Below are 14,838 nucleotides of genomic sequence, written 5' to 3'. Positions count from 1 at the left end.
TGACCCGCCCGCCCGATCTCGCCAAGGTGAACGCGTCCGCGCACCGCTGCGCGGTCGACACCAGGGGGATCCGCATGCCAGCTCGCGTCCGTGCCCGACGAGTCCTCGTCACCGCCCTCAGTGCCCTCGTCCTCCTGGTCGGCGGCCTCGTCGCCGCGGTCCCGGCCTCCGCGGCGGACGACCTGGGACCGGCGCCACTGCGTGCCGTGCCCGTCACCGGCGGTCTCGTGCAGCCCATGGCCACGATCGAGGACGAGGAGGAGTTCTGCAGGTGGCTCACGGGGCTCTACGTGAACCACCCCACGTACTACACGGTGCGCGTGTACAACTGCCGCACGACCGACGTCTTCGTGAAGGGCGTCTACCTCAACGGGACCTTCGGCACGTGCGTCCGGGTGCCCGCGCGCAGCTCGCGCCATCTCGGCGGGTCCGTGATCAAGCCGCTGGACGACGCACAGGTCTGCTGACCTGCCCGCGGTACGGACACGCGCGGCTCGCCCTTCGGGCCTGCCGTGCGCCAGGCCCAGGCGGTGACAAGGTGGGGGCGTGACGAACCTCACAGCGGAGACCCCGCAGCAGACCACGCCCCTCGCCACCGCCAAGGCACAGCTTGCCGGTGCCGTCGAGATCCTCGGCTACACCGAGGGGCTCCACCGCATGCTCGCCACACCCCGGCGCGAGATGAACGTCGCCGTCCCCCTCCGACGGGACGACGGCGAGATCGAGCTCTTCACCGGGTACCGCGTGCAGCACAACATCTCCCGCGGCCCGGGCAAGGGCGGGCTGCGCTACTCGTCCAGCGTCGACGTCGACGAGGTCAGGGCGCTCGCCATGTGGATGACCTGGAAGTGCGCGGTCGTCGACGTCCCGTACGGCGGCGCCAAGGGCGGCGTCACCATCGACCCGCGGCAGTACTCCCAGGCGGAGCTCGAACGCGTGACCCGGCGCTACACCAGCGAGATCATGCCGATCATCGGCCCCGAACGGGACATCATGGCGCCGGACATCGGCACCAACGAGCAGACCATGGCCTGGGTCATGGACACCTACTCGGTCAACCGCGGCTACACGATCCCCGCGGTGACCACCGGGAAGCCCCTGGCCGTCGGCGGCTCGCTGGGACGCGCGACCGCCACCTCCCGCGGCGTCGTGCACTGCGCCGCCGCGGCCCTCGGTGACGCGGGCGTCAAGCTCCACGAGGTCAGTGCGGCCGTGCAGGGCTTCGGCAAGGTCGGCTCGCACGCCGCGCGGTTCCTGCACGACGCCGGCAGCCGGGTGGTCGCAGTCAGCGACGAGCAGGGCGGCGTCATGGACACCGACGGCCTCGACATCGTCGCGCTGGTGCGGCACGTGGAGCGCACCGGCACGGTCAGCGGGTTCGACGGCGGCTCCCCGATCGACAACTCCGAGCTCCTCGCGCTCGACGTCGACGTGCTCATCCCCGCAGCCGTGGAGGGAGTGCTGGACGCCGAGGCGGCCGGTCGGGTCAAGGCGCGCTGGGTGGTGGAGGCCGCCAACGGGCCGACCACCCACGAGGGCGACCGGGTGCTCGCCGAGCGGGGCATCGTCGTCGTGCCGGACATCCTGGCCAACGCCGGCGGCGTCGTCGTGTCGTACTTCGAGTGGGTGCAGGCCAATCAGGCGTACTGGTGGACCGAGCAGGAGATCGAGGACCGCCTCGAGCACCGCATGGTCACGGCCCACCGTGCGGTCGCCGCCGTGGCGGGCGCGGAGGGCATCTCGCTGCGCGACGCAGCTCTGACGATCGGTGTCCGGCGCGTGGCCGAGGCGCACCAGATCCGCGGCCTCTACCCCTGATCGGGAGTACGGGCAGGGGTACGGGTGTTGCGAACGAGGTGACTCGTCCGAACCCCGTGCCCCGGTCCGTGCTCGACACCTCCCCGGTCGCTGTCGGCCAGTCGTCCGGCGAGGCGCTCGCCGCGACCACCACGCTCGCCCGCGCCGCCGACGCGGCCGGCTACGCGCGGTTCTGGGTGGCCGAGCACCACGCGATGCCCGCGGTCGCGTCCACGTCCCCCGGCGTGCTGCTGGCGCACCTCGCGGCCGCGACCGACCGCATCCGGGTGGGGTCCGGCGGGGTCATGCTGCCCAACCACCCGACGCTCGTCGTCGCCGAGCAGTTCGCGATGCTGGAGGCGCTGCACCCCGGCCGCATCGACCTCGGCATCGGCCGGGCGCCCGGCGCCGACCCGATGACGGCCGCGGCTCTGCGCCGCACCGTCGAAGGTCTCGGTGCCGACGACTTCCCGGCCGAGGTGATCGACGTCCTCGCGCTGCTCGGGCAGCAGCTGCCCGGCCGCACCCCGTCGCTGCGGGCCACGCGGCTGTCGGCGACCCCGGCGGCCACCTCGACCCCGCAGGTCTGGCTGCTCGGCTCCAGCTCGTTCAGCGCCGAGCTGGCGGGCTCGCTCGGCCTGCCGTTCAGCTACGCCCACCACTTCAACACGGGCCACACGCTGCAGGCCGCCGACGCCTACCGGCGCGCGTTCCGGCCGTCCCCGGTGCTGGACGCCCCACGGCTCATGGTCTCGGCCTCGGTGCTGGTCGCCGACACCGACGACGAGGCCGACTACCTGGCGGGACCCAGCCGCGTCATGGCCCTGTCGCTGCGCACCGGACGGCCGCTCGGTCCGATCGTCTCCCCGGAGGACGCCGCGCGTGAGCTCGCGGCGCTGGACCCGGCCGCGGCCGCGGACTTCTTCGCCCGCGTCCCGGGCACCCAGGTGGCCACCACGGCCGACCGGGCCGTCGACGAGCTCGCCGCTCTGGTGGCGCGCACCGGTGCCGACGAGCTGATGATCACCGGGACCGCCTACGACGTGGCGACTCGCGTGCACACGGTCGAGCAGGTGGCTGGACGCTGGCCGGCGGTCGCGATCGCGGCCTAGACCTGCTGGTCGGCGGCGTGCGGGTCCCGGACCAGCCGGGCGGGGGCGACGCCGTCGAGCACCAGGGTGTCGTCGTCGGGAGCCGACACGGTCACGGGCTCCCCGAGCAGCCGGAGCACCTGCTGCTCACAGGCCATCGCGTCCGGCGGTCCCGCCATGAGCGTGGAGACGACCGGGCCGAACGTCAGCGTGTCTCCGTCCAGCACCCACGTGCCGCGCACGCGGTTGACCCCGGCCAGGCCGAACACCTGCCCGTCACCGTCGAAGGTCAGCCACGGGGTCGCTCGGCGTCGACCCTCGACCTGCGCGCCCTCGAGCGCCGTGAACCGCCAGGTACCTGCCAGCTCCACCATCCCCCGATGATGTCACCCGCGGGGCTGACGGTCCGCCCAGGTCTCGAGCGTCACGCGCGGGCCGGTGTAGAACGGCACCTCCTCGCGCACGTGCAGGCGCGCGTCGGTGGCCCGCAGGTCGCGCATGAGGTCGACGATGCGGTGCAGCTCGGGCGCCTCGAACGCCAGGATCCACTCGTAGTCGCCCAGCGCGAAGGCCGAGACCGTGTTCGCGCGGACGTCGGCGTACCCGCGGGCCGCCTGCCCGTGCTCGACGAGCATGCGCCGCCGGTCGTCCTCGGGCAGCACGTACCAGTCGTAGGACCGCACGAAGGGGTACACGGTCATGTAGTCGCCCGCGGGCTCGCCCGCCAGGAACGCGGGGACGTGCGCGCGGTTGAACTCGGCCGGCCGGTGCAGGCCGACCACGGACCACACGGGCAGCAGGTGCCGGCCGAGGTCGCTGGCGCGCAGCCGCTGGTAGGCGCCCTGAACCTCCTCGACCGTCTCCGCGTGCCACCAGACCATGAGGTCGGCGTCCGCCCGCAGGCCCGCGACGTCGTACCAGCCGCGGACCACGAGGCCGTCGGCGGCGACCGCGGCCTGCGCGGCGGTGATCAGCTCGGCGCGCTCATCGTCGTCCTCGGGCAGCACCTCTTCGAGGGCGAACACGGTCCACATGGTGTAGCGGACGGTGGCGTTGAGGGCCTCGGGATCGTGCGTCATCGCAGGGTGCTCCAGGTGTGTGGTCAGGACCAGGGATCGGTCGAGCAGGCGGCAGGGATGCCGGTGGGCGTTCCGGCGCGCATCTGGCAGCAGCCCGGGCGGCAGACGGACCGGTAGGGCGGCAGCTCACCGGCCGTCGCCTCGGCCACGGGCCGCGCGGCGGCGTCCGCGACCACGTCGGCCGTGACCGGGTGCGCGCCCCTCGCGTCCGCATCCCGGGCCAGGGCAGCGCGCTCCAGGACGAGGTCGACGAGCCCGCGCACGAACGGCTCGCGGGTGCCCACGCTGTCCGCGCGGACGGCGACCATGCCCAGCTCCGCCGCCGTCGCCAGCGCCTCGGTGTCGAGGTCGAACGCGACCTCCATGTGGTCGGAGACGAAGCCGATCGGCGAGAGCACGACCGCCTCGACCCCGTCGGCCGCCAGCGCCGCGAGGTGGTCGTTGACGTCGGGCTCCAGCCACGGCTGGGTGGGCGGGCCCGACCGCGAGCAGTACGCGAGGTCCCAGGTCACCGGGCGCCCGAGGCGCTCCTCGACCGCGGCAGCGACCGTCCCGGCGACGTCGAGGTGCTGCGCGGAGTACGACGCCCCCGACACCTGCGACGCCTCCTCCATCGTGTCCGGGATGGAGTGGGTGACGAACACCAGGCGGGCATCGCGGTCGATCGACGCGAACGCCTCGGTCACCGCGTCGATGTTCGCCTGCACGAAGCCGGGGTGGTTGAAGTAGGACCGCACCTTGTCGACGACCAGCGGGTGCTCGCCCTCGCCGAGGCCGACGTCGGCGCCGAGCTCGTCGAGAGACGCCCAGAGGTTCTCCCGGTACTGCCGGCAGCCGGAGTACGACGAGTACGCGCTCGTCACCACCGCGACCATGCGGCGGGCGCCGTCCGAGTAGGCCGCCGACAGGGCGTCACGCGTGTAGGGCTCCCAGTTGCGGTTGCCCCACACCACCGGGAGGTCCAGGCCGCGGCGGGCGAGCTCGTCGGCGAGCGCCCTCTGCAGAGCGAGGTTCTGGCCGTTGATCGGGCTGGCACCGCCGAAGTGGTGGTAGTGCTCGGCCACGACGGCCAGTCGCTCGTCGGGGATGTTCTTGCCCCGGGTGACGTTGCGCAGGAACGGCAGCACGTCGTCGGGCCCGTCGGGTCCCCCGAACGAGAAGAGCAGGAGCGCGTCGTACGGGGCGACGGGACTGCGGTCGGTCGAGGGCGTCAGGGTGCTCACGGCGGTGTCGGGGGCCACCGCTCGATCATCCCACCGGGGGTCGGCAGCCCTCGCGGTGAGTTGGCCCTGCGGACCGTGATCTTGACCGCACGCGCTGTCAGAACGCGCCGCTCAGCCCTTGACCGCGCCCCCGAGACCGGCGCCGCGCAGGAACATGCGCTGGAAGATCAGGAACATCAGGATCGGGATGATGGTCGCGATCGCGTAGGCCGCCATGAGCGTGCCCTTGTCGGTGGTCGCCTCCAGCGACGGCAGCCGGACCGAGAGCGGCTGGAGGTCCGGGTTGCGCAGGACCAGCAGCGGCCAGAGGAAGTCCTTCCACGACGCGATGACCGCGAACACCGACACCACGCCGAGGATCGGCTTGCTCATGGGCAGGACGATGGACCAGAACAGCCGGAACGGCCCGGCCCCGTCCACCTTGGCTGCCTCGAAGATCTCCCGCGGCAGGTTGTCGAAGAACCGCGTCACCAGCACCACGTTGAAAGCGCTCGCGCCGGCCGGCAGCCAGACCGCCCATAACGAGTTGACCAGCGAGTGATCCACCAGAGGCGGGTGCAGGATGATCAGGTAGAGCGGCACCAGGAGCACGACGGCCGGCACGAACAGCGTGGCGAGCACGAGGGCCTGGGCGTACCGGGCCCACCGCGGGCGCAGCACCGACAGCACGTACCCGCCGGTCGTCGCGACGAGCATCTGGGACACCCAGGACCCCGCCGCGAGCACGACCGTGTTGACGAAGTACTTGCTGATGTTGATGTCGAACCAGGCCTCGTGCAGGTTCGACCACTTGACGCCGTTCGGGAAGATCGCCAGCGGCGTGCGCAGGATGTCCTGCGTCGGCGTGATGGCGAACTTGCCGAGCAGCAGCAGCGGGCCGACGCACCAGACCACCAGCAGGATCAGCAGGACGACGTGCAGCGTGTTCCAGGTGCGGCGCACCCGGGGGCGGCGCCAGTCCGCGACGGACAGCGCGGTGCGGTCCTCGGCCGAACCGGTGGCGCGCGTGGACCGGGCCGGCGGGTTCTCGAGCGCGTCGGGCAGGACCGCCTCGGGGAGCTTCGGGGTGGTCGTGGTCACGAGGTGCTCCAGCTGCGGGTGAGGCGGAAGTAGATCAGGGACATGACGGCGAGGAACGCGGCGAGCATGAGGCTGAGGGCCGTCGCCATGCCGTAGTTGCCGCCGAGACTGTTCTGGAACGCGTACCGGTAGACCAGCAGCAGGACGGAGATCGTCGCGTTGGCCGGTCCACCGCCCGTGAACAGGTACGGCTCGAGGAACACCTGCGCGGTCCCGATGATCTGCAGGATGAACGTGATGAGCAGGACGCCGCGCAGCTGCGGCATCGTGACGTGCCAGATCTTGCCCCAGACGGAGGCGCCGTCGACCTCGGCGGCGTCGTACAGCTCGGTGGGGACGCTGGTCAGCGCGGCGAGGTAGATGATCACCGTGCCCCCGGCCGCGGCCCAGGTGGCCTCCAGCACGAGCGAGGGCATCGCCGACGTCGCGCTCTGCAGCCAGGGTTGGGGTGGTATCCCGACATACCCGATGATCGTGTTGAAGACGCCCTCGGGTCGCGGGTCGTAGAAGAACTTCCAGAGCAGGACGGCGACCACCGGCGGCACGACGACCGGCAGGTAGGCCAGCGCCGAGAACAGGCCCTTGGCGCGCCGGACCTCGCTCATCAGGACCGCGGCGATCAGCGGCACCGGGTAGCCGAAGATGAGCGCCAGGAGCGCGAAGTACGCGGTGTTCCGGACGGCCATCGGCAGCACCGGGTCGGCGAAGACGCGCTGGAAGTTCTCCAGCCCCACCCACTCGGTGACGATGAGGTTCGTCTTCTGGAAGCTCATGACGACGGCCTTGACGATGGGCGCCCACGAGAAGACCCCGAAGATCACCAGCATCGGCAGCGCGAAGACCAGCGTGGTCAGGCCGCCGCCGCGCACCCAGCTCACGGGGGTGCGTCTGCGGGCCGAGGTCGCGACGAGGGTGTCGGAGGTCATGCGGTCCTTCTCTCGGGGGTGCCGTGCGGGGGCGTCGAGGTGAGGGTGCCCGACCCGGGAGGACCCGGGCCGGGCACCGTCAGCGCGTCAGCCGGCCTGGTCGATCATGGCCTGGGACTGCGTGTTCGCCTCGGCGAGCAGCGCGTCCAGGTCCACGCCCGGGTCGGTCATCACGGCCTGCACGATCGGGAACAGCAGGCCGTAGGTCTCCTGCGTCGCACGGGCAGCCTCGGGGATGACGGGCTGCTCGAACATGACGTCCGTGTAGCCGGCCATGTGGTCGAGCGGGACGTTGACGTAGTCCTCGATCCAGCCGAGCGAGGTCTCGTACTGGTCCTTGCTGAAGATCGGGAGCGTCGGGGTCCCGACGGCCTGCGGCGGGTCCTGCTCCGCGAGGATCTTGGCGTCGGCCACGGCCTGGTCCTGGTCCACCAGCTTGGACAGGTACCAGAAGTCGATCCACTTGACCGCGGCGTCCTTCTCCTCGTCGGTCGCCTGGGGTGCCACCGCGGCGTAGGTGCCGCCGCCGAGCGTGCCGGCGTCGTCCCCGTCGGTGGGCAGCGCGGTCAGCCCGTAGTCCAGGTTGTCCGCGGTGACGCCGTTGTTCTGCACCAGTGCGGTGTAGATGTCGGAGCCCGACGTGTACATGGCGAACTGGCCGGCGGCGAAGCCGGAGTTGACGTCGCCCCAGCCCAGCTGGGTGTTCTCCAGCAGGGAGCCGTCCGACTTGAGGTCACCGAGGAACTGCAGCGACTCCTTGACCGCCGGGTCCGTCAGCGTGGCCTCGTACGTGTCGCCGTCCAGCACCTGGGTGCGACCGCCACGCGAGTAGGCGGCGGCCGTCAGCTGCCACCCACCGGCGTTGTCGAGCGCCATCATGGCGTAGCCCGGAATGCCGGTCGCGTCGTGGATCGCCTTGGCGGCCGTGCGGACGTCGTCCCAGGTGGCCGGCGGCTTGTCGGGGTCCAGACCGGCGTCCGTGAAGAGCTTCCGGTTGTAGTGCAGCGCCACCGCGTAGATGGACTTGGCCGGCACGGCGTACACCTTGCCGTCATCGCTGAGCCCGGCCGCGAGGACCTCCGGGTTGAAGTCGTCCGCGTACGACAGCTGCTTGACCTGCTCGTCGATGTCGGCGATCTGGCCGTTCTGGATGAGCACCTTGGTGTCCGTGGCGGGCACCTCGAAGACGTCCGGGAGCGTGCCACCGGCGAGGTCGGCCGCGAAGGTCGACGCCAGCCAGTTGTACTCCTGCGTCTCGATGTCGATGTCCGGGTACTTCGCCTCGAACTGGTCGACCCGCTCGTTGAGCGCGTCGACAGCCGTCTGCTCGGCGCCCGGCTGCAGGCCGGCGACCGTGATGGTGACCTTGTCACCGTCGGCCGTCGAGTCGCCGGAGGGGTCGTCGTCGGTGCTGCACGCGGCCAGCAGGCCGAGCGAGAGCACACCGGCCATGGCCAGCGCGGTGGTGCGTGAGGACCTCATCGTCACTCCTTCGTGAGGGAACGCGCCGGACGGGGTGCCAGGTCGCGATCTGGTGCTGCGGTCAGGGATGGTGCGTGTGCGGGTGGTGCGGTCGGGTCAGGCGGGGGTGCGCAGCCACGCGGCGGTGTCGCGGGGCAGCAGGCCTGCCTCGAGCGGGGCGCTCGAGAGCAGGAGCTCGGTGGGGGTGGGCAGGGCGACGGGTTCGTCGCCGAGGTTGACGACGCACACGAGGTCGCCACGGGCGAACGCGAGCACGTCGTCGACGGAGTCGATCCACGTCATCGGGCCGTCGCCCAGCGCGGGCTCGGCCCGGCGGATCGCCAGGAGGTCGCGGTACAGGCGCAGGGTCGACGCCGGGTCGGCCTCCTGTGCCGTGACGGTCAGGTCCGCCCAGGCCGTCGGCTGCGGGAGCCACGACCCGGCGGAGCCGAATCCGTAGGGGGCCTCGGTCCCCGCCCAGGGCAGCGGCACACGGCAGCCGTCCCGGCCGGGGTCGACGCCCTCGGAACGGAAGTGCATGGGGTCCTGCAGGAGGTCCAGCGGGAGGTCCTCGACCTCGGGCAGGCCCAGCTCGTCGCCCTGGTAGATGTACAGCGAACCGGGCAGGGCGGCCGTGAGCAGGGCCGCCGCGCGCGCCCGGCGCAGCCCGACGGTCAGGTCCGTGGGCGTGCCGAAGCGCTTGGCGGTGAACGCGAACGACGTGTCCTCGCGCCCGTACCGGGTGACCGGCCGCGTGACGTCGTGGTTGGAGAGCACCCAGGTGGCCGGCGCCCCGACGGGTCCGTGCGCGGCGAGCGTGATGTCGATCGACTCGCGCAGCTGCTTGGCGTCCCAGGGCCGCGCCATGAAGTCGAAGTTGAACGCGGTGTGCATCTCGTCGGGACGCAGGTACTGCGCGAAGCGCGCCTTGTCCTGGAGCCAGACCTCGCCGACGAGGACACGCGTGCCCTCGTAGGAGTCGGCGACGGCGCGCCAGCCGCGGTACACGTCGTGCAGCTCGTCCCGGTCGACGTGCGGGTGCTCCCCCGGACCCGGGTGCACCGGGACCTCCGGGAGCTCGGGGTCCTTGACCAGCAGGGCGGCCGAGTCGATGCGGATGCCCGCGACACCGCGGTCGAACCAGAACCGGAGCACCGCCTCGAACTCCGCGACGACGTCCGGGTGCGACCAGTTCACGTCCGGCTGCTGCGGAGCGAACAGGTGCAGGTACCACTCCCCGGGGGTGCCGTCGGGGTCGGTGGTCCGCGTCCAGGTGTTGCCCTGGAAGTCGGAGACCCAGCCGGTGGGGATCTGCTCGCCGTCCTCGCCCTTGCCGGGGTGGAACCAGAACCGTTCACGCTCCGGCGAGCCCGGTCCGGCGGCCAGCGCGGCCTGGAACCACTCGTGCTGGTCCGAGACGTGGTTGGGGACCACGTCGATGATGGTCCGGATGCCCAGCCCGAGGGCCTCGCTGATGAGCAGCTCGGCCTCCTCGAGGGTGCCGAAGGCGGGGTCGATCGCGCGGTAGTCGGCGACGTCGTAGCCACCGTCGGCGAGCGGGGAGACGTACCAGGGGGTCACCCAGATCGCGTCCACGCCGAGGTCCCGCAGGTACGGCAGCCGCGACCGCAGGCCCGCCAGGTCGCCGGTGCCGTCACCGTTCCCGTCGGCGAAGCTGCGCGGGTACACCTGGTAGATCACCGCGCCACGCCACCACTGCGGGTCCGTCTCGGGCTGCGCCTGCGCCACTCGCGTCTCGTCTCTCGTGGGCCGTCGACGTCGCCGGGGCCGGTTGTCCTCTGCTCCTACCGCGGCCTCGCCGGTCTCCACGAGACGTCGCTGTCGCGTTCCAGACACTAAAGGACACGACTGGAACCACGCAAGAAACTGACAAGACAGTTATCGAAGCGTGACCGAAGTGGCCTCGGATCGCGATGAGCGCGCGCACAACGACACGGACCCCGCCTCGCCAGGAGCGGCGAGACGGGGTCCGTCGTTGCGGGCGGGTCAGTCGGCGAGCGTCACCGGCTGGGTCGGCGCGGGACCCGTCGAGCCGCGCACCACGAGCTCCGGCTCGAAGAGCAGCTCGTCCTGCGGCACGGCGCTGCCGTGGATCTGGCTGACCAGCAGGTCGATCGCCGCGCGGCCCATGGGCTCGATCGGCTGGCGGACCGTGGTGAGCGGAGGCTCGGTGCAGCTCATGAAGGCCGAGTCGTCGTAGCCGACGACGGAGACGTCGTCCGGGACGCGCAGGCCCGCTCGCCGGGCGGCGCGGATGACTCCGAGCGCCAGCGGGTCGCTCGCGCAGACGATGCCCGTGACACCCTCGCGCAGCAGCCGGTTGCCCGCGGCCTGCCCGCTCTCCAGCGAGTACGCGCTGCGGACCACCTGGCGCTCCCCGAGCTCGAGCCCGAGCCGCTGGGTGATCGCCTGTGCCGCCCGCAGCTTGCGTTCGGACGGCACGTGGTCCACCGGGCCCAGGACGAGGCCGATCTTCGTGTGCCCGAGCGAGGCCAGGTGCCCGACCGCCTGCTCGATGGCCACCTCGTCGTCGCACGACACGCGCGGGAACGGGAGCTCCTCGATCGAGGCGTTGATGAGGACGACCGGCAGGTTGCGACCCGTGAGGCGTTCGTAGTGGCCGTGCGTGGCGTCCCGCTGCGCGTAGTGACCGCCGGCGAAGACGATCCCGGACACCTGCTGCCCGAGCAGGAGCTCGACGTAGTCGGCCTCCGAGACTCCCCCCGCCGTCTGGGTGCAGAGCACGGGCGTGAACCCCTGCTGCGCGAGCGCCCCGCCCACGACCTCGGCGAACGCGGGGAAGATCGGGTTCTGCAGCTCGGGGAGCACCAGGCCCACCAGGCGGGCACGCTCTCCGCGCAGCTTCGTCGGCCGCTCGTAGCCGAGCACGTCGAGGGCCGTGAGCACGGCCTCGCGCGTGGACTCCGAGACGCCAGGCTTGCCGTTCAGCACGCGGCTGACGGTCGCCTCCGAGACGCCGACCTTGCGTGCTACCTCTGCGAGTCGCCGGGACATGGCTGTCACTCTACTGCTCAGGAGCGCAAGTGGCTTGCAACCGACTGCAAGCGCCGAACGTGCCCCCCGTCACCCGTTCACCCGCGCCCGGCGTGCGGTCGGCTCCCCTGGCTTCTACCGTCGGTCCTGCCCACATCTCCGACGACAGGTATGCCGTGCCACCGACCGAGTCCCGCCCGACGGCGACCGCTCCGCTCGGACGCCGCTACCACCTCGAGCAGCAGCTGGGCCGGGGCGGATCCGGTGAGGTGTTCCGGGCCACCGACGCGCGGCTGCACCGACCGGTGGCGCTCAAGCTCTTCTCGATCGGCGCCGCGACCCCGGAGGAGATCCGCCGGTACGCGCACGAGGCCCGGATCCTGTCCTCGCTCGCACACCCCAGCCTGGTCGCCCTGCTCGACGTGGGCGCGGACGTGCTGCCGGACACCGGGCCGGTCGCCTTCCTGGTGATGGAGCTGGTCGACGGCCGGACCCTGCGCGACACCATCGCGGACGGACCACTCAGCCCCTCGCTCACCGCGGACGTCGGGCGGCAGCTGGCGCTCGCGCTCGGCCACGCGCACGGCGCCGGGGTGGCCCACCGCGACGTCAAGCCGTCCAACGTCCTCGTGGCCACCGACCGCGCGGACAGCGGCGCCCGCGACGCGCCCTGGTTGCCGGTGGTGCTCGCGGACTTCGGCATCGCGGTGACGGCTGCGGGTGCGCCGCTCACCCCGCGGGGGACCTCCGGGACCGCCGGGTACCAGAGCCCGGAGCAGGCGCTCGGTCACCCCGCAGGCCCGCCCAGCGACATCTACTCCCTGGGCCTCGTGCTGCTGGAGTGCCTGACGGGCGAGCGCGCCTACCCGGGCGACCCGCTGTCCAGCTCGCTCGCCCGCCTGCTCGACCCCGTCGACGTGCCGGAGCGCTTCGGCCGCGACTGGATGCGTCTGCTGCGCGCGATGACGGCGGAGGACCCCGCCGCACGGCCCACGCCCGCGGTCGTGGCCGCCGAGCTGCGGGCGCTACGCGTCTGAGCCCGACGGGTCGGGAATCTGCGCCTGCGCGGCGCGCAGCTTGTCGGTGAGGGCGCGCAACGTCGCCAGCTCCTCGGTGTCCAGCGCTCCCCCGACGAGGCGTCGGATCGAGCGCACGTGCCGACGGCCGATCTCCCGCTGCACCCGCCGGCCCTCCTCGGTCAGGCCGACCGCCACGCCCCGCGCGTCGCCCTCCACGGGTCCGCGCCGGACCAGGCCGGCCTGCTCCAGACGCTCCACCATCCGGGACAGGCTCGGCTGCGTCAGCAGGCTGCCCTCGCCCAGCTCCTTGAGCCGCGCGGTGCCGTCCGGGCAGTTCGAGAGGGTGAACAGGACGTCGTACTCGCGGATGGTCAGGTCACCCCAGACGTCGTCGCGCTGGAACCGCCGCATGAGTGCCACCTGGGCGCGGAAGAGCGACTCCCACGCCTCGGCAGCCTCCCGCGTGCCGGGCAGCTCGCGGTCCACGTCCGACATCGCACGCCTCCGTTTTCATGCGTACGCATTCATCTTCTCTCCAACAGGGGCGGCGTGGGCGATGTTCCGTCCCGCGGCTATCGAAAGTGTCGCGCGCCACGGCCTGAAATGTTTCGGCACCTCGCGGTGGGCGACCACCGACGACCACTGTGCGATCCGGCACTTGGCTCAACGAGGAGGAACCCCATGCCTGTCGTCCATCCACCCCGCCGTTCCGCGCTCCGCACCGCGGCGGTCGCCCTCGCGGTGACCGCCGCCGTCGGGGCCGCCCTGGCGATCCCCGCCCAGGCGGCCTCGACCCTGAAGGACCTGTCCACCGCCGCCGGCAAGGACATCGGCTTCGCGCTCGCCCCCGCCCGGCTCTCGGAGTCGGGGTACAAGTCCGTCGCGGACAGCGAGTTCACCCTCGTCGTGGCGGAGAACGCGATGAAGTGGGACGCCACCGAGCCGTCCCAGAACTCGTTCAGCTACGGCGCGGGCGACCAGGTGGCCAGCTACGCGGCCAGCACCGGCAAGAAGCTGTACGGGCACACCCTCGTCTGGCACTCCCAGCTGCCTGGATGGGTCAACAACCTCTCCGGCACCGCGCTGGAGTCGGCCATGACCAACCACGTCACCAACGTTGCGACGCACTTCAAGGGCAAGGTCGTCGCCTGGGACGTCGTCAACGAGGCCTTCGACGACAACGGAGGTCGGCGGTCCGACTCCCCGTTCCAGCAGAAGCTCGGCAACGGGTACATCGAGACCGCGTTCAGGGCCGCACGGGCCGCTGACCCGACCGCCAAGCTCTGCATCAACGACTACAACACCGACGCGGTGAACTCGAAGAGCACCGCGATCTACAACCTGGTCAAGGACTTCAAGGCCCGCGGCGTCCCCATCGACTGCGTCGGGTTCCAGTCCCACCTGATCATCGGCCAGGTCCCGTCGACCATGCAGCAGAACCTGCAGCGCTTCGCCGACCTCGGGGTCGACGTGCGGATCACCGAGCTCGACATCCGCATGCAGACGCCGTCGGACGCCACCAAGCTGGCCACCCAGGCCGCCGACTACAAGAAGGTCTTCCAGATCTGCCTCGCGGTCAGCCGCTGCCAGGGCGTGACCATCTGGGGCATCACCGACAGGTACTCGTGGGTGCCCGACACGTTCCCCGGCCAGGGCGCCGCGCTGGTCTGGGACGAGAACTACGCGAAGAAGCCGGCGTACGACGCCATCGCGTCGGCCTTCGGCGGGATCACCCCGACCACACCTCCGGTCACGCCGACCACGCCGCCGGTGACGCCGACGACGCCGCCCGTCACGCCGACCACCCCGCCGGTCGCGGGCTGCCAGGTCACCTACGTCGTGAACCAGTGGAACACCGGCTTCACCGCGAACGTCACGGTGAAGAACACGTCGTCGACGGCGATCAACGGCTGGACGCTCACGTTCAGCTTCCCAGCCGGACAGAGCGTGACGCAGGCGTGGAGCTCGGTCACCACGCAGTCCGGCTCGGCCGTGACCGTGAAGAGCGCGCCGTGGAACGGCAGCATCGCGGCCGGCGCGAGCCAGCAGTTCGGGTTCAACGGCTCGCACACCGGCACGAACACCGCCCCGAGCGCGTTCAGCCTCAACGGCACGGCCTGCTCGATCGCGTGAGCGTGTGCCGGCCC

The 14,838-nt window shown here is 71.7% G+C and carries 14 protein-coding genes; 5 read left to right on the top strand and 9 right to left on the bottom strand.

Features of this window, described 5'->3' with window-relative positions; genetic code table 11:
* The first annotated feature begins 74 nt into the window (after positions 1–74).
* The 3 genes from AC1DXT_RS12390 (at position 75) to AC1DXT_RS12380 (ending at position 2,909) form a co-directional block, all read left to right on the top strand.
* Positions 75–467, top strand: coding sequence for a hypothetical protein (locus AC1DXT_RS12390; RefSeq protein ID WP_477061611.1), 393 nt, complete (start codon positions 75–77; stop codon positions 465–467).
* A gap of 79 nt (positions 468–546) precedes the next feature.
* Entirely contained in the window at positions 547–1,818 is a 1,272-nt protein-coding gene (locus AC1DXT_RS12385; RefSeq protein WP_477061610.1) for a Glu/Leu/Phe/Val family dehydrogenase, read from the top strand.
* A 38-nt stretch (positions 1,819–1,856) separates the two neighbouring features.
* Positions 1,857–2,909 (top strand): LLM class flavin-dependent oxidoreductase, encoded by a 1,053-nt coding sequence (locus AC1DXT_RS12380; protein WP_477061609.1) that lies wholly within the window; start codon positions 1,857–1,859, stop codon positions 2,907–2,909.
* Here the strand turns inward: AC1DXT_RS12380 and AC1DXT_RS12375 are convergent.
* The 8 genes from AC1DXT_RS12375 to AC1DXT_RS12340 all read right to left on the bottom strand — a co-directional run bounded on the left by AC1DXT_RS12375 (position 2,906) and on the right by AC1DXT_RS12340 (position 11,693).
* Positions 2,906–3,262, bottom strand: coding sequence for an META domain-containing protein (locus tag AC1DXT_RS12375; RefSeq protein WP_477061608.1), 357 nt, complete (start codon positions 3,260–3,262; stop codon positions 2,906–2,908). The two genes, AC1DXT_RS12380 and AC1DXT_RS12375, sit on opposite strands and share 4 nt — an antisense overlap.
* A 12-nt stretch (positions 3,263–3,274) precedes the next feature.
* Positions 3,275–3,967, bottom strand: coding sequence for a hydrogen peroxide-dependent heme synthase (gene hemQ, locus AC1DXT_RS12370; protein ID WP_056089625.1), 693 nt, complete (start codon positions 3,965–3,967; stop codon positions 3,275–3,277).
* A gap of 23 nt (positions 3,968–3,990) precedes the next feature.
* Complete coding sequence (locus tag AC1DXT_RS12365) at positions 3,991–5,208, bottom strand: ferrochelatase (RefSeq protein WP_477061607.1); 1,218 nt, start codon at positions 5,206–5,208, stop codon at positions 3,991–3,993.
* 93 nt (positions 5,209–5,301) lie between these two features.
* The gene (locus AC1DXT_RS12360) at positions 5,302–6,270 is read right to left on the bottom strand and encodes a carbohydrate ABC transporter permease (protein WP_477061606.1); all 969 of its coding nucleotides are present in this window, start codon (positions 6,268–6,270) and stop codon (positions 5,302–5,304) included.
* A complete protein-coding gene (locus AC1DXT_RS12355; RefSeq protein ID WP_421740889.1) occupies positions 6,267–7,196 on the bottom strand; it encodes a carbohydrate ABC transporter permease in 930 nt (309 codons plus the stop codon). Before AC1DXT_RS12355 ends, AC1DXT_RS12360 begins: the two co-directional genes overlap by 4 nt.
* Before the next feature lie 87 nt (positions 7,197–7,283).
* On the bottom strand, positions 7,284–8,678 hold the full coding sequence (locus tag AC1DXT_RS12350) for an ABC transporter substrate-binding protein (RefSeq protein ID WP_477061605.1): 1,395 nt from the start codon (positions 8,676–8,678) through the stop codon (positions 7,284–7,286).
* A 96-nt stretch (positions 8,679–8,774) separates the two neighbouring features.
* Positions 8,775–10,406: a glycoside hydrolase family 13 protein gene (locus AC1DXT_RS12345; RefSeq protein WP_477061604.1), complete on the bottom strand. Its 1,632-nt coding sequence runs from the start codon at positions 10,404–10,406 to the stop codon at positions 8,775–8,777.
* A gap of 258 nt (positions 10,407–10,664) precedes the next feature.
* Positions 10,665–11,693, bottom strand: a complete 1,029-nt coding sequence (locus AC1DXT_RS12340) for a LacI family DNA-binding transcriptional regulator (RefSeq protein ID WP_477061603.1) — start codon at positions 11,691–11,693, stop codon at positions 10,665–10,667.
* 155 nt (positions 11,694–11,848) lie between these two features.
* Between AC1DXT_RS12340 and AC1DXT_RS12335 the strand changes: the two genes are divergently transcribed.
* Positions 11,849–12,709 carry a serine/threonine-protein kinase gene (locus tag AC1DXT_RS12335; RefSeq protein ID WP_477061602.1) on the top strand — a complete coding sequence of 287 codons (861 nt, stop codon included), beginning with the start codon at positions 11,849–11,851 and terminating at the stop codon, positions 12,707–12,709.
* Here the strand turns inward: AC1DXT_RS12335 and AC1DXT_RS12330 are convergent.
* Positions 12,698–13,186, bottom strand: a complete 489-nt coding sequence (locus AC1DXT_RS12330) for a MarR family winged helix-turn-helix transcriptional regulator (protein WP_477061601.1) — start codon at positions 13,184–13,186, stop codon at positions 12,698–12,700. The two genes, AC1DXT_RS12335 and AC1DXT_RS12330, sit on opposite strands and share 12 nt — an antisense overlap.
* Positions 13,187–13,372: 186 nt before the next feature.
* Here AC1DXT_RS12330 and AC1DXT_RS12325 point away from each other — a divergent pair, with 186 nt between their 5' ends.
* Positions 13,373–14,824, top strand: coding sequence for a glycoside hydrolase family 10 protein (locus tag AC1DXT_RS12325; protein ID WP_477061600.1), 1,452 nt, complete (start codon positions 13,373–13,375; stop codon positions 14,822–14,824).
* Positions 14,825–14,838 lie beyond the last annotated feature (14 nt).

It is taken from the genome of Cellulomonas sp. P1_G12_2 (genome assembly GCF_056405535.1).
This window is presented reverse-complemented; position numbering and strand designations above follow the sequence as displayed.

What these genes read in the sequence shown, in the direction of transcription:
- AC1DXT_RS12390 (WP_477061611.1), top strand. Translation starts at nt 75, where the DNA reads ATGCCAGCTCGCGTCCGTGCCCGACGAGTCCTCGTCACCGCCCTCAGT.
- AC1DXT_RS12375 (WP_477061608.1), bottom strand. Translation starts at nt 3,262, where the DNA reads ATGGTGGAGCTGGCAGGTACCTGGCGGTTCACGGCGCTCGAGGGCGCG.
- hemQ (WP_056089625.1), bottom strand. Translation starts at nt 3,967, where the DNA reads ATGACGCACGATCCCGAGGCCCTCAACGCCACCGTCCGCTACACCATG.
- AC1DXT_RS12355 (WP_421740889.1), bottom strand. Translation starts at nt 7,196, where the DNA reads ATGACCTCCGACACCCTCGTCGCGACCTCGGCCCGCAGACGCACCCCC.
- AC1DXT_RS12350 (WP_477061605.1), bottom strand. Translation starts at nt 8,678, where the DNA reads ATGAGGTCCTCACGCACCACCGCGCTGGCCATGGCCGGTGTGCTCTCG.
- AC1DXT_RS12340 (WP_477061603.1), bottom strand. Translation starts at nt 11,693, where the DNA reads ATGTCCCGGCGACTCGCAGAGGTAGCACGCAAGGTCGGCGTCTCGGAG.
- AC1DXT_RS12330 (WP_477061601.1), bottom strand. Translation starts at nt 13,186, where the DNA reads ATGTCGGACGTGGACCGCGAGCTGCCCGGCACGCGGGAGGCTGCCGAG.
- AC1DXT_RS12325 (WP_477061600.1), top strand. Translation starts at nt 13,373, where the DNA reads ATGCCTGTCGTCCATCCACCCCGCCGTTCCGCGCTCCGCACCGCGGCG.